Source organism: Roseibium sp. RP-7 (genome assembly GCF_053005225.1).
The window spans coordinates 3,108,882-3,122,640 of the sequence record NZ_JBRKQA010000001.1 but is presented as its reverse complement, the minus strand read 5'-3'; the positions used below and the strand labels follow the sequence as shown (position 1 = coordinate 3,122,640).

Annotated in this window: 12 protein-coding genes and 1 riboswitch; of the genes, 4 read left to right on the top strand and 8 right to left on the bottom strand. The window is 57.7% G+C overall.

The window, feature by feature from the left end; genetic code table 11:
• Positions 1 to 33 precede the first annotated feature (33 nt).
• The 5 genes from ACVDG9_RS14050 to ACVDG9_RS14030 form a co-directional block, all read right to left on the bottom strand.
• Positions 34 to 765 (bottom strand): proteasome-type protease, encoded by a 732-nt coding sequence (locus ACVDG9_RS14050; RefSeq protein ID WP_022998268.1) that lies wholly within the window; start codon positions 763 to 765, stop codon positions 34 to 36.
• Between the two features lie 132 nt (positions 766 to 897).
• On the bottom strand, positions 898 to 1,716 hold the full coding sequence (locus ACVDG9_RS14045; protein ID WP_022998269.1) for a transglutaminase family protein: 819 nt from the start codon (positions 1,714 to 1,716) through the stop codon (positions 898 to 900).
• Positions 1,717 to 1,744: 28 nt separating this feature from the next.
• Positions 1,745 to 2,695, bottom strand: a complete 951-nt coding sequence (locus ACVDG9_RS14040) for an alpha-E domain-containing protein (RefSeq protein WP_022998270.1) — start codon at positions 2,693 to 2,695, stop codon at positions 1,745 to 1,747.
• 9 nt (positions 2,696 to 2,704) lie between these two features.
• Positions 2,705 to 4,129: a circularly permuted type 2 ATP-grasp protein gene (locus ACVDG9_RS14035; RefSeq protein WP_031268326.1), complete on the bottom strand. Its 1,425-nt coding sequence runs from the start codon at positions 4,127 to 4,129 to the stop codon at positions 2,705 to 2,707.
• Between the two features lie 468 nt (positions 4,130 to 4,597).
• Positions 4,598 to 5,548 carry an OmpA family protein gene (locus ACVDG9_RS14030; RefSeq protein ID WP_022998272.1) on the bottom strand — a complete coding sequence of 317 codons (951 nt, stop codon included), beginning with the start codon at positions 5,546 to 5,548 and terminating at the stop codon, positions 4,598 to 4,600.
• A gap of 308 nt (positions 5,549 to 5,856) precedes the next feature.
• On the opposite strand from ACVDG9_RS14030, the gene ACVDG9_RS14025 reads away from it, so the two are divergent.
• Positions 5,857 to 7,389, top strand: a complete 1,533-nt coding sequence (locus tag ACVDG9_RS14025; RefSeq protein ID WP_055654686.1) for an acyl-CoA carboxylase subunit beta — start codon at positions 5,857 to 5,859, stop codon at positions 7,387 to 7,389.
• A gap of 117 nt (positions 7,390 to 7,506) precedes the next feature.
• Here the strand turns inward: ACVDG9_RS14025 and ACVDG9_RS14020 are convergent, their stop codons facing one another.
• The 3 genes from ACVDG9_RS14020 to ACVDG9_RS14010 form a co-directional block, all read right to left on the bottom strand.
• A complete protein-coding gene (locus ACVDG9_RS14020) occupies positions 7,507 to 7,818 on the bottom strand; it encodes a hypothetical protein (protein ID WP_022998274.1) in 312 nt (103 codons plus the stop codon).
• Between the two features lie 163 nt (positions 7,819 to 7,981).
• On the bottom strand, positions 7,982 to 8,452 hold the full coding sequence (locus ACVDG9_RS14015; protein WP_447238241.1) for a YfjT/YkfB family phage-associated protein: 471 nt from the start codon (positions 8,450 to 8,452) through the stop codon (positions 7,982 to 7,984).
• 119 nt (positions 8,453 to 8,571) lie between these two features.
• Positions 8,572 to 9,048, bottom strand: coding sequence for a YfjT/YkfB family phage-associated protein (locus tag ACVDG9_RS14010; RefSeq protein WP_075282985.1), 477 nt, complete (start codon positions 9,046 to 9,048; stop codon positions 8,572 to 8,574).
• Between the two features lie 224 nt (positions 9,049 to 9,272).
• Here ACVDG9_RS14010 and ACVDG9_RS14005 point away from each other — a divergent pair, with 224 nt between their 5' ends.
• The 3 genes from ACVDG9_RS14005 (at position 9,273) to ACVDG9_RS13995 (ending at position 13,458) form a co-directional block, all read left to right on the top strand.
• Positions 9,273 to 11,285, top strand: coding sequence for an acetyl-CoA carboxylase biotin carboxylase subunit (locus ACVDG9_RS14005; RefSeq protein WP_206907788.1), 2,013 nt, complete (start codon positions 9,273 to 9,275; stop codon positions 11,283 to 11,285).
• A gap of 116 nt (positions 11,286 to 11,401) precedes the next feature.
• Entirely contained in the window at positions 11,402 to 12,055 is a 654-nt protein-coding gene (locus tag ACVDG9_RS14000) for an HAD family hydrolase (protein ID WP_031268327.1), read from the top strand.
• 110 nt (positions 12,056 to 12,165) lie between these two features.
• Complete coding sequence (locus tag ACVDG9_RS13995) at positions 12,166 to 13,458, top strand: GGDEF domain-containing protein (RefSeq protein WP_447238240.1); 1,293 nt, start codon at positions 12,166 to 12,168, stop codon at positions 13,456 to 13,458.
• Positions 13,459 to 13,535: 77 nt separating this feature from the next.
• A riboswitch (FMN riboswitch) is annotated at positions 13,536 to 13,710 on the top strand.
• Positions 13,711 to 13,759 lie beyond the last annotated feature (49 nt).

Genomic DNA, 13,759 nt, shown 5'->3' with positions numbered 1-13,759 from the left:
ATTGTGACGTCCGCCTGACAGTTTCCTGCCGGATCAGACCTCAAATTCCTCAATATCGGCAAAGGCCTGCCGCAGCTTGTCGGACCAGCCCCGGGACAGTTTCTGGAAATACGGGTCGTCCTGCTGAATGCGTACCTGGCGGTCGGTGGAAAAGCTGTCGGTGTTGTAGAGCAACATGTCGATGGGCATGCCGACAGACAGGTTCGACCTCAGCGTGCTGTCAAAGGACAGCAGCACCAGCTTGGCCGCTTCACCGAGGCGCATGTCCGCACGCGTGACCCGGTCCAGGATCGGCTTGCCGTATTTGTGCTCGCCGATCTGCAGATAGGGCGTATCTTCACAGACCTCGATGAAGTTGCCGGCCGCATAGATCTGGAACATGCGCGGTTCCTCACCCTTGATCTGGCCGCCCAGAATGAAGGTGACGAAGAAGTTTTCCGCACTTGTTGCAAGGGCTTCGCCGTCGATCGCCTTGACCTCACGAACCGCACTGCCGACGAGGCGGGCAACCTGGAACATGGTTTTTGCGGTCATCAGGGTCGCCCGGTCGCTTTCCGCGGACGTGATGTGCTCACTCAAAAGCGATACGACGGCCTGGGTGACGGCAAGGTTGCCGGCAGAGAGCAGGGTGATCACCCGCTCGCCTGGCTCCTCCCATACATGGAGTTTTTTGAAGGTGGCAATGTTGTCGACACCGGCGTTGGTGCGTGTGTCCGCGGCGAACACCAGCCCGCGATCCAGTTTCAAGCCAACGCAATAGGTCATTCCCAAGCCCTCAGACTGCGCCAAGACCCGTTGCTGGATCCCCTAAAGGTCAAGCATCCATCAGGCAGGGCGCAGGTTGCCCTTTAATATCTTTTGCTGGAGTGAGCCTGTTCGGGCGGTTTGAAAGGACACTTACTGCTGTTGCTGGAATGCGGCCTGGGCCACATCGACCTCAACATGCAGGTTTTCCTCAAGCCCGCCAAAACGGATCCCCCTGATAGGGGCAGCTGAACGGGAATCCAGGCCCACCGTCAAGCGGATATAGCGATCGGTCGGACACATTGCGTTGGATATGTCGAATCCGGTCCAGCCAAGACCGTTTATCATCACTTCGGCCCAGGCATGATGGGCTTCCGAAGCCTGTTCGTCTTCCAGCAGCAGATAGCCGGAAACGTACCTTGCCGGAACGCCGATGGAACGTGCGGCGGCGATGAAAATATGCGCGTGATCCTGGCAGACGCCTTCTCCGGCAGCCAGCACGGCAGTGGCCGGAGCGTGCGTTTCGGTGACGCCCACCTTGTAGTCGACCTTGTCGCGGATGGCATGCATCAGAGCATGGAAACCGGCAATCTTGTCATGTCCCTCCGCGTTGGCCGCCAATCTGCGGATCGCCTGGTTGGATTGCGTAAGCGGAGTGACCCTTGTGTAGATCCGCGGTGGGATGCCGGCATCCGGTTCGTGGCCGAGAATTCCGTTGGTATCCGTCGTCTCGACAATACCGCTGGCGGTGATCTCGACGTCCTCGATCGGCTCGCTGCGCGACACCATGTGAACCTGGTTGCCGAAGGCGTCCTTGTAGGTCGTCGCCCGTTCAATGCCGGGTGCTTCGATGGACCATTCGACAACTCTCTGGCTCGGGCCATCCTCGGGCGTCAGGCGCAACTGCTGCATGGCGTTGGCGAGTGGCGTCTCGTAACGGTATCGGGTCGTGTGTCTGACAGTCAGTCGCATGCTGCACCGGTTCTGCGGGGTTCCAGGGTCAGGCGAAATTGTAGTCTTCGCAAAGCTGATGGGCGAAAAGATTGTTTTTGTTGATGAAATCCGAGAGGAAATCATGCAGTCCCTGCTGATAGATTTCGTGCATCTGCTTTTCAGCCAGGTCTTTTGCCATGTCCGCTGCCATGTCCAGGCTTGGTTCGCGCGAACCATAGAACTGGGCCAGGTCTTCCGCGGTATCGGCCATCCAGTCGTAGCAATGGGCAAGGGACCGGGGCATTTCCGTTCTGAGGATCAGAAACTCGGCAATGTTGAACGCTTTCAGTCGGGCATTCGGATACGCAAACCGGTAGCTTCTCCGCCCGGACAGGGCACGCAGGATCGCGGACCACTGATAGTGCTCCAGAGAGCCGTCATCGATGATGTCGCTGTCCGGCAGCAGGGTCCAGTAGTACGTGTCGAGGATGCGGGCCGTGTTATCCGACCGTTCCACGAAATTGCCCATCTGGCTGAAGAAATAACCGTCGTCGCGCAAGATCGTATTCAGCAACGCGCCCCGGAACAGGTGCGCACGCTGATTAACCCAGGCAAGAAAGTCCGGCAGTTTTTCCTGGGTGATGGATTGCGGGTTCACGTCAGTGAACTCGATCCATGTGGTGTTGATGGCTTCCCAGAGTTCAGCCGTGATGCCTGTTCGAACGGCACGAGCGTTGTTCCTGGCAAGTTCCAGGCAGCTGCGGACGCTTGAGGTGTTTTCCTTGGAAAAGATCATGTGGGCCGCCACGTTGCGGCCGTTCAGTTCCTCGTATTTCTGCTTGTACCCGGTCTCGCAGCCCGAGCAGGCGAGGGCGAAGGTCCAGTGGGTTCCGTCCTCCTGACCCGAATGGGAGATGATGGCGCCACGACAGGCGACCTCAAGGAGACGGGAAACATTCTGGGCACGCTCATGGTAGCGCGACATCCAAAACAGCGAAGAGGCGGTTCTTCCGAGCATCTGGTTCTCTCAGTCCTCAAGTACCCAGGTGTCTTTTGTGCCGCCACCCTGGCTGGAGTTGACGACGAGCGAGCCTTTCTTGAGGGCAACCCGTGTCAGGCCACCTGGCGTGATGCGGACCTGATCACCGATCAGCACGTAGGGGCGCAGATCGACGTGGCGCGGGGCGACACCCGAAGCGACGTGCGTCGGGCAGGCCGACAGCGCCAGGGTCGGCTGGGCAATATAGTTGGAAGGGTTGGTTTCCAGGACTTTCCGGAATTCCGCGATTTCCCGCTTCGATGCGGTCGGACCGATCAGCATGCCGTAGCCGCCCGAACCGTGGACCTCCTTGACGACAATGTCCTCAAGATTATCCAGAACATAGGCGAGGTCATCCGGCCGTGAGCAGTTCCACGTCGGAACGTTGTTCAGGATCGGTTTCTGGCCCGTGTAGAACTCGATGATGTCCGGGACATAGGCATAGATCGCCTTGTCGTCGGCAATACCCGTTCCCGGCGCATTGCAGATGGTGACGTTGCCGGCGCGATAGGCATCGAAGAGGCCCGGCACTCCGAGCATGCTGCCCGGATTGAAGGTCAGCGGATCGAGGAAGGCATCGTCGATACGCCGGTAGATGACGTCGACCTGCTTCGGTTCGCGCGTTGTGCGCATGTAGACATGTCCGGCATCAACGAACAGATCTCGGCCTTCCACCAGTTCCACGCCCATGGAATCAGCCAGGAAAGCGTGTTCGAAATAGGCGGAGTTATAGATGCCCGGGGTCAGGACAACGATCGTCTGCGAAGACTTCGAGGGATCCGGTGCAACGCTTTCCAGCGTCTGCAGGAGGTTCTCGGGATATTGCTCCACGGCGGCGACCCGGTGACTCTGAAAGAGCTCGGGGAAGAGACGCATCATCGTCTCCCGGTTCTCCATCATGTAAGAGACACCGGAAGGCGTGCGCGTGTTGTCTTCCAGCACGTAGAATTCGTTTTCCGACACGCGGACCAGATCGGTTCCGATGATGTGGGCATAGACCTTGCGGGCAGGGGTGAACCCGGCCATTTCAGGCAGGAATGCCTCGTTCTGCAGCACGAGCTCCGCCGGGATCCTGCCTGCGCGCAGGATTTCCTGGCGATGGTAGATGTCGTGCAGGAAGGCGTTCAGAGCCCGCACACGCTGGTCGATGCCGGCAGACAGGCGCCGCCACTCCGGAGCCGAGATGATGCGCGGGATGGGATCAAACGGGATCAGCCGTTCGGTAGCTTCTTCCGCTCCATAAACCGCGAAGGTGATGCCAAGTCTGCGGAAAATGGTTTCAGCGTCGCGGCCCTTCTTGGTCAGAAAGTTGGCTGGTTTGTCTTCCAGCCATTTGGCGAGCCGGGCGTATGGCTGGCGCGGCTTGTTGGCCTCGTCGAGCATTTCATTGAAGAAAGTGCGTTCGTCCGCCATTGCCTCCCCTTTGCCGATGCTTCGTTCTTGGGCAATCATGGCAAAATTCTGAAAGGTGTCAAAGTTCAATGTCGCGGCGCCAGTGCCTGCAAATTAGGCAACGAGCTGAAATTCATCGAAAAATCCTCAGGTTCCCTCAGGTTGAATATATTTTTTTCGACCACTGAAAAAGGATTTGAAGGCGGTGTTTTTCGCCGCTTGCGCGTGCAAACTTCGCCAAAATGACGGGCTCAAATGAACGTAACGGCATCCCTGCTGCCAGGCTTCGCCGGGAAAGACGAGGGGACGGATCGGGGGCGTCTGCTGCCCGTCAAAACCTGCCAGACCGGAGTGGTAACATCTGCTTGTTCGGGCAGGCAGAAGTTGTGTTCAATCCAATATGCACAGTCGATGGGCAGGTCGGGCAGCATGATCGAAATCTGATTTGCTGCCCGATGCGTGTGCGGATAGGTGGCCGGAGACAGGGTGCTAGCGCATGAGTGTCCTGCCGACCGAGATCACCGAGACGTCGCCGTATTTGCGCCCGGTCCAAACGTGTAGGCCTGCACCGACGCCAAGCATCGGAATTGTGTAGAGACCTTTCTTGACGAACCCCTTGTTCTTGGTGAGTTCGATCGCGGCATGGCTCAGTTCCTCGTATTTCTCCATCGTATTGACGATCTTACCGATGCCCTTGATGCCTTTGAGGACGTCCCCCAGCTTTCCGGCAATCGCCAGATCGAGGTCCCAATCAGACCATTCGCCCTTTTTGTTGAACTCGCTGGGCGTCTTGACACCATGCGCCACGATGACGATGCCGCCGACACTGCCCCCCAGGCCGCCGCCGATTTTCCAGCCGTCCGCCATAAGGTCTACGTAATCGACATAGCCGTTGTCATCGGCGCTGGCCCGGTAAAGGCGTCCATTCCAGTTGTACCGCCCGACAGCCACAAGGTCGCCTGAATGGCTTTCACCGATGCCGACCCATAAGGTGGAAGCCGCCTTTGGTTTGGGCTTCATCTTCTTGGGCGTTTTGATGACCTTTGGATTGGGCGGTGTCGGCAGGGAATGCACGTAAATCATCACGGCACGGAACTGTCCGTCTTCTACGCCGTCTTCCTGACCCATTTCTTCAGCCAGGGATTCGCCAAGTCCGTCGACCAGATCGAACGGAAAACAGGACAGCAGGCATTCTTCCAGGAACGTCTTCACGGCATTAGCCCGCTTCATCGACAGAGCCTTGTTGAAAGCTGCCTTGCCGCTTCGGCTGGAGAGCCCGACGATACTGATACTGCCGTTGCCTTTCAGCAGCGGAACGACGTTTCTGCGAAGCCAGTTCTTGTGATCTTCCTTGAGGTTCGCCTGGCTGACGTCGAAATATTGCAGGCGCGCGAGCGTGATGACGCCGTCGCGATGATCAACAACATAATTTCCTGACATTAATGTACTCCGTTAAGAATGGGTCGTGGACCTGAAATGAGATTTCTCGAGTTTGAAAATCGTGCTTCGAAAAAGGGCACGTATTGAAGTGATCCTGGTCTGTCCCGGCGCGTGGAAACGCAAGGGCAGTTTTGGGATCGGGCAAAGCGTGGCCATAAAGGCTTTTGCCTGATATTCGTCCAGCTTCTGTGGGCGTTTGGCAGGGAAGGTTCATGGGGCGTAGTTTCCCCATAAGCCCATGTGCTGACTAGGCTCTGTCGGGGGATCATGCTACGGCGTGATCCAAGCTCAAGTTTTGGGAGGACCGGATGAAAGAAGTTCTGGCCGAATTGGAACAACGCCGCGAAACCGCGCGGCTGGGCGGCGGGCAACGCCGCATCGATGCGCAGCATGCCAAGGGCAAACTGACTGCGCGTGAACGTATTGAAATTCTTCTGGACGAGGGGTCCTTTGAAGAATTCGACATGTTCAAACAGCACCGCTGTACCGATTTCGGCATGGAAGAGCAGCATATCCCCGGCGACGGCGTGATCACCGGCTGGGGAACGGTCAACGGTCGGACCGTTTACGTGTTCTCCAAGGATTTCACGGTCTTCGGCGGGTCTCTTTCCGAAACGCATGCGGAAAAGATCACCAAGCTTCAGGACATGGCCCTGCAGAACCGGGCACCGATCATCGGCCTGTTCGACGCAGGTGGCGCCCGCATTCAGGAAGGCGTAGCGGCCCTTGGCGGTTACGGCGAAGTGTTCCAGCGCAACGTTCTGGCATCCGGTGTCATTCCGCAGATTTCGCTCATCATGGGTCCTTGTGCCGGCGGCGACGTCTATTCCCCGGCCATGACGGACTTCATCTTCATGGTGCGTGACACGTCGTACATGTTCGTTACCGGACCGGACGTGGTGAAGACCGTGACGAACGAGACGGTGACGGCCGAGGAACTGGGCGGCGCATCCATCCACACCACCAAGTCTTCGATTGCGGACGGTGCCTTCGACAACGACGTCGAAGCCCTGCAGGAAATGCGAAGGTTGATCGACTATCTGCCGATGAACAATCGTGCGGACCTGCCGGAGCTGACGAACTACGACGACCCGGAGCGGATAGACACCAGCCTCGACACGCTCATTCCGGACAACCCGAACAAGCCCTACGACATGAAGGAACTTGTTCTGAAGACAGTCGACGAGGGAGACTTCTTCGAAATTCAGGGCAGTTTCGCGGGCAACATCATTACCGGTTTCGGACGGATCGAGGGTCGCACTGTCGGCATCGTTGCCAACCAGCCGATGGTTCTGGCCGGCGTGCTGGATTCCGACGCCAGCCGCAAGGCTGCAAGGTTTGTCCGCTTCTGTGACTGTTTCAGCATTCCGATCGTGACCTTCGTCGATGTTCCAGGCTTCCTGCCCGGCACGTCGCAGGAATATGGCGGCCTGATCAAACACGGCGCCAAGCTGCTGTTTGCCTACGCGGAAGCTACGGTGCCGAAGATCACCGTCATCACCCGCAAGGCCTACGGCGGTGCTTATGACGTGATGAGCTCCAAGCACATCCGCGGCGACATCAACTACGCCTGGCCGTCTGCTGAAATCGCGGTGATGGGCGCAAAAGGGGCGGTCGAAATCCTCTACAGATCCGAACTCGGCGACAAGGAGAAGATCGCCAAGCGGACGAAGGATTACGAAGACCGTTTCGCCAACCCGTTCGTCGCTGCCGAGCGCGGCTACATAGACGATGTCATTCGTCCGCATTCCACCCGCCGGCGTGTGTCCAAGGCTCTGGCCCTGCTCAGGTCCAAGCAGGCAGATATGCCGTGGAAAAAGCACGACAATATTCCGCTCTAGCAAGAAGAGCCGATTTGCATTCATTCGCTCGGTTCCGGAAGACGATCGCTGGTCCGCAGCAGTGACACACGAGATTGTATCAGGCCGGATTTTCCGGCCTGTTTGCTGTCTGTCAGGTCAGTCCCAACGCGAAAGACCGCGCGGGAACAGCGGTTCCTTGCATTCGAACGCGACCGGGCAACGTGGTGTATCCCGCGTCTGGCCAAACTGCGTGAACAGGACCTGGTTACGGTCGCAGTAGCTACGGTTCGAAACAAACATCGAATAAGTGTACTGCCCCGTGGTGAAGACCACGGCACCGTGCTGGCGCACCATGTTCTGCGCCTGGGCACAGGTCATCTTGCGAAGGTCTGGACGTGCCTCGGCCGCCGTCGACATGACAAGGCCGGGAAGGGCAAGCGCTGCTGCGCAAAGAAGCATTTTCCGCATGAAAGTCTCCTGACGTGCCGTTGCCACCGGAAAGAACGCTCTGAAGGTTTAGTCTAACAGAACGGTCCGGAAAGGTGGTGACAGGAGAAGTGTGCACCAACTTGTGGCGCGCAAATGTGATTGCGAGCACATAAATCGCATCGGTCAGAACTCTAACCGGAATTTACCGCGTATTCTGGGCCATCTGGCTGGAGCAGACAGACCCCGCCATGGCTTCTCGCACGCCGTTCAGGGAAAAGCCCGAATAGCGTCTGTCTTCCAGTTGCACGGCGAATTTTACCGAAGAGCGCAGCCTGTGCCAGAAATAGGTCATGTTGTCAGAGCAGGCCGGGCAGTCATTGTAAATGTAACCGTCGTTTCCAGCCCTGAACTTGATCAGCTTGTGATCCAGCTCGACCAGGACTGTGGACCCGGGGTCCGGCCTGCGGCCCTTGATGCGCACGCCGATAAGTGTGTTCCTGACGGCATGATTGGGCGGGCACCAGATCGTGAACCGTGCTCCTGATGAGCTTTCGGTCCAGTAGCGCTCGTAGCCATGCGCCGTGTCGGTATGCCACTTGCCGTAATCGGCTGCGATTGCCGGCAAGCTCGTTGAAAGTGTCAGGTAGAAAAAAGAAAAGAGGGCGGTGCGCATCGAGCCGTTTCCGTAATCTGTCACCGACAAAACTACAGGTGTTCTGTTAAAAGCCCTTCAATCAAGAAAGCAATCTAGCGGCCTGGCGTGCCACAAGGTCTTGGCCAGGCCACCATGCGTCAGGACCTGGGGTGTTGTTTCTGCCAGTCGGTCGGGCAAACGTTACCGGGAATGATTTTCTGGGCGCCGCGCAGGGAAAATCCAGCATAGCTGTCGTCCTGGAATTTCACCGCAAGGGAATGGGACGACCGCAAACGGTGCCAGACATAGCCGAAGCTGTCGGAACACGCGGCGCAAGCCGTTTCCACGTATCCCTGCTCGTTGATAGGCAGCTCCAGGATCTCGCGGTCCATGATCAATTTGATCCTGCTGCGTGGTGGCGGCATTTTTCCGTCGATATCAATATGAAGCAGGGTGCCGTTGATCCGGCGTTTCGGATGACACCAGACTACGAAGTTCGCGCCAAGGTTGTTGGTGGTCCAATAACGTGTAAAGCCATTGATTTCGCCGCTCTTCCACTTGCCGGCGGTTTCCGCCAGTGCGGAAGTTGGTAGTAAAGCACTCGCAATAATTGCCGCTGAAAGGATGCGTTTCATTTATTTGTTCCCCATTGCCTTGGTAATTCCTGCAATAAGTTTATTAAAATTCGGATAAATAGACGCTTTTCCGCGGAACTACCTTTGGCCGGTCCTTGTCGCGGCAAGCCGTTTTTGAGTGTTTGGGCAACTATCCGCAAAATCACGTCTCGCCCTTTGGATAAGTTGCGTGCCAAAGTGGCGCAGCCTACAAAATGGAAAATCGTCCAGCTGGGTGGAAATTCATGTTCTCCAAAATACTAGTCGCCAACCGTGGTGAGATTGCCTGTCGCGTCATCAAGACGGCCCGCCGCATGGGCATAAAGACAGTTGCGGTCTATTCCGATGCCGATCGCGATGCCCTTCATGTGGAAATGGCAGACGAAGCGGTTCACATCGGTCCCGCGGCGGCGTCGGAATCCTATCTGATCGCCGACAAGATCATCGCGGCCTGCAAGGAGACCGGGGCTGAAGCCGTGCATCCGGGCTATGGCTTCCTGTCCGAACGCGCCAGCTTTCCCGAAGCGCTGGCGAAGGAGGGCATTGTCTGGATCGGCCCGAACCCGCGCGCCATCATGGCGATGGGCGACAAGATCGAATCCAAGAAATTCGCCAATGAGGCCAAGGTCAGCACGGTGCCGGGTTATCTTGGCGTCATAGAAAGCCCGGAGCAGGCTGTCGAAATCGCTGCGGACATTGGCTACCCGGTCATGATCAAGGCGTCCGCAGGTGGTGGCGGCAAGGGCATGCGCATCGCCTGGAATGCGGACGAGGTGCGGGATGGCTACACCCGCTCGAAATCCGAGGCGGCGTCTTCCTTCGGCGACGATCGGGTTTTCATCGAGAAATTCATCGAAAACCCGCGCCATATTGAAATCCAGGTCCTGGGCGACAAGCACGGCAATGCGATTTACCTGGGCGAGCGTGAATGCTCGATCCAGCGGCGCAACCAGAAGGTCATCGAAGAGGCGCCGTCGCCTCTGCTCGATGAGGAAACGCGCCGCAAGATGGGTGAGCAGGCCGTCGCGCTTGCAAAGGCCGTCGACTACGACAGCGCTGGCACGGTCGAGTTCGTCGCCGGGCAGGACAAGAGCTTCTTCTTCCTGGAAATGAACACGCGCCTGCAGGTGGAGCACCCGGTGACCGAATTGATCACCGGCATCGATCTCGTCGAGCAGATGATCCGCGTTGCCGCCGGCGAGAAACTGGACCTTGCCCAGGAAGACGTCAAGCTGAACGGCTGGGCGGTCGAAAGCCGTATTTATGCGGAAGATCCCTACCGCAATTTCCTGCCGTCCATTGGCCGGCTTGTTCGTTACCGGCCGCCGGCGGAAGAAGCCAGCAACGGGATTACCGTCCGCAACGATACCGGCGTTGTCGAGGGTTCGGAAATTTCGATGTTCTACGACCCGATGATCGCAAAGCTGATCACCCATGCGCCGACACGGGCGGAGGCGATCGATGCGATGAGTTCAGCTCTGGATGCGTTTTACGTCGACGGTATTCAGCACAATGTGCCGTTTCTGACTGCGCTGATGAACCATCCGCGCTGGCGGTCGGGCGAGTTGGCTACCAGTTTCATCGCAGACGAATATCCGGACGGCTTCGAGCCGGCGGTTCCCGATGACGAGGCCTATGCGGTTCTTGCAGCCGTTGCCCTGTCCATGGGGGCGTTGCAACGCGAGCGTCTGGACCACCTGCCCGGGCGGTTGCGGGCCCATTCCGGTGCCATCCGCGAAGATTGGGTGATCAAGCTCGACAAGACCTATGTTCCGATCCGGCTTGCTGCCGGGTATCCGGGGACGCCCGTCGAAATTGATGTCGCGATCGGCGATGGCCCCGTTGTCAACGTGGAGGCTGACTGGGCGCCAGGTGATCCGCTCTGGTCGGGCAAGGTCGGCGCGAAGGATGTGACAGTGCAGGTCCGGACCCTGCGCGGTGGCTACCGCCTTGACTGGCAGGGCTATTCCGTGGTCGCGAAAGTAATGACACCGCGGATTGCCGAGCTGGATGCCCTGATGCCGGAGAAGCTGCCGCCGGACACGTCGAAGATGCTGCTGTGCCCGATGCCTGGTCTGGTGGTGTCCATCGCGGTGGCCGAAGGACAGGAAGTCAAGGCAGGTGAACAGCTTGCCGTCGTTGAGGCCATGAAGATGGAAAACGTGCTGAGAGCGGAGCGCGACTGTGTCGTGAGCGCCATCAAGGCAACGCCCGGCGACAGCCTTGCCGTTGACGCCGTGATCATGGAGTTTTCCTGATCCGGGGTGATGCGCCTAACGCAGCCTGATTGACAGGCATCGGATACTGCCGATATTCAGCGGCCTGCGACCATCCGGTCCAGGCCGCTTTCTTTTTCAATACGTTGCGGGGCATCATGACGACTTCGACCATTCTGTTCGATCTGGACGGAACCCTGACTGACCCCTTTGAAGGCATCACCCGTTCAATCGGGTATGCGGTTGAAAAGATGGGTGGGCAGGCACCTGATGTGGAAGAGCTGCGCTGGTGCATCGGGCCGCCGCTCTGGGACAGCTTCAAGGTTCTTCTGGGATCGGAAGACAAGGCTGTGCTGGATCAGGCCGTAGCCTTTTATCGCGAGCGCTACACGGTAACGGGACTGTTCGAGAATTCGCTGATCGAGGGCATTCCCGAACTGCTGACAACACTCAGGAAAGACGGGTTTCTTCTTCACGTCTGTACCTCAAAACCCCACAGTTACGCAGGTCGGATCGTTGAGCATTTCGGCCTGATGGACTTTTTCGGAAAGGTCTACGGTGCTGAGTTGGACGGTACGCGGTCCGCGAAGGCCGAGCTGATCGCGCATATCCTGAGCGAGGAAAACATCCAGGCGTCGGAGACGGTCATGGTTGGTGATCGCAAGCATGACCTTGTCGGGGCAAACGCCAACGCAGTGGCAGGCATTGGCGTTTTGTGGGGCTACGGTAGCCGTGAAGAATTGGCCGCCGAAAATCCGGTATTGATAGCAGATAGACCTCAAGACATAGCCGCGTATTTCGCGACCCGCTAATGGCGTCCACTCCGACACGGTGGCAATGAGAGTGGCTTCTTGCTGCCGGCAAACTTTCTTAACTCCGAATTTATCGATTTTCCCGTAGGTTAAGCTCAAAGGAGTGCGCCTTGGCAGAACGGATGCATGCAACGGATACCCAAAATACGTCGGTACCGTCTGAAAAGGCGGTTGACGTCGGGTATTATTCGCCTGCCAAAAGACCGCCGCCGTCGCTTCCAGCCGGTTACGTCCTGCACCAGGTCACTGTCCAGCCGCTATCTTCTTGCCCGTTTCAGGTCTGTCTTCTGGATGTCGGGGCGACGGGGGAATTGCCGACCTGCGATTTTCACAGAATACGGGATACGACCCTCATCATCGCTTGTTCGTCGGGAGAACTGGCAGCAAAAACTCAGCTGACATTGCTGGAAGGCGGTGTGGATGATGTTGTCGACGCCGACGACACGGACCTTCTGCTGCTTGCCCTCAAACGCGCGGAACTCGTGATCGCACGGCAGGGTGGGCTGTTCCGCAAATGCCGCGATCTCGCCATTGAGAGGGATAACCTCCAGTCAGCAATCGACAACCTGCCTTCACCGATCTTCTTCAAGAACCGGGCCGGCATCTACAGCGGCTGCAACAAGGCTTTTGAAGCGTTTATCGGATTGCCAGCCAGCAAGGTGAACGGCGCCAGTGTTTATGACGTAGCACCAGCTGAATTGGCAAAGGTCTATGAAGCGGCCGACGAAGAGCTGATGCAGCAGGGGGGTGTTCAGATCTATGAGGCGGACGTTTGCTATGCTGATGGTGAGCGCCGAACGGTGACCTTCCATAAGGCCGTTACCCGTGACCGGGTCTCCGGCGAGGTAAACGGCCTTGCTGGATCCATGCTCGACATCACTGAACGCAAACGTCTGGAAGAGCAGCTCAAGTGGGCAGCAGAGCGCGATGCCCTGACAGAGGCCTACAACCGTCGCAGGTTTTTCGAGCTGGCGGCTGCAGCAAAGGAACGGGCACAAAAGACGTCAGCCAGCCTGTCCATCCTTGTGCTTGACGTTGACCATTTCAAACTGATCAACGATCGATACGGCCATGCCTGCGGCGATGCAGCGCTCAATCATCTTGTCGGCCTGCTGAAACGTGAACTTCATTCGCCGCATATCTTTGCAAGGGCAGGCGGTGAGGAGTTCTATTGCCTGCTGGAAGGGTGCGACCTCAATGAAGCGTTCGAAATCGCCGAGCGCATTCGAAAGGCCGTCGAAACCGTGCCCCACTTGCATGATCAGCAGCTCATCTCGATGCGGGTCAGCATAGGGGCTGCCACCGTTCGTGACGGCGAGAAAATCAGCCAGACCATCGCCAGGGCTGATGAAGCGCTATACAGCGCCAAGCAAGCTGGCAGAAATCGGGTTTGCGTGGCCTGATGTGCCGTTGAGTTGCCTTTCGGCATGCTTCCACTATTGCATCCTGTCTATTTCAGGGATACTGAAAGCTCTTGGAGAACAGTTCTCGGGGCGGGGTGAAATTCCCCACCGGCGGTATCGGGGAAACCCGGAGCCCGCGAGCGCTTCGGATAAAAATGTTCGAAGGTCAGCAGATCCGGTGAGATGCCGGAGCCGACGGTTGAGGTGGCGTCAAGCGAAGCCGCCCGAAAGTCCGGATGAGAGAGAACTTGACCGCCGCCAGTTGTTGATGACCGGTGGGCGTGTGTCTTTTGAGACTGTT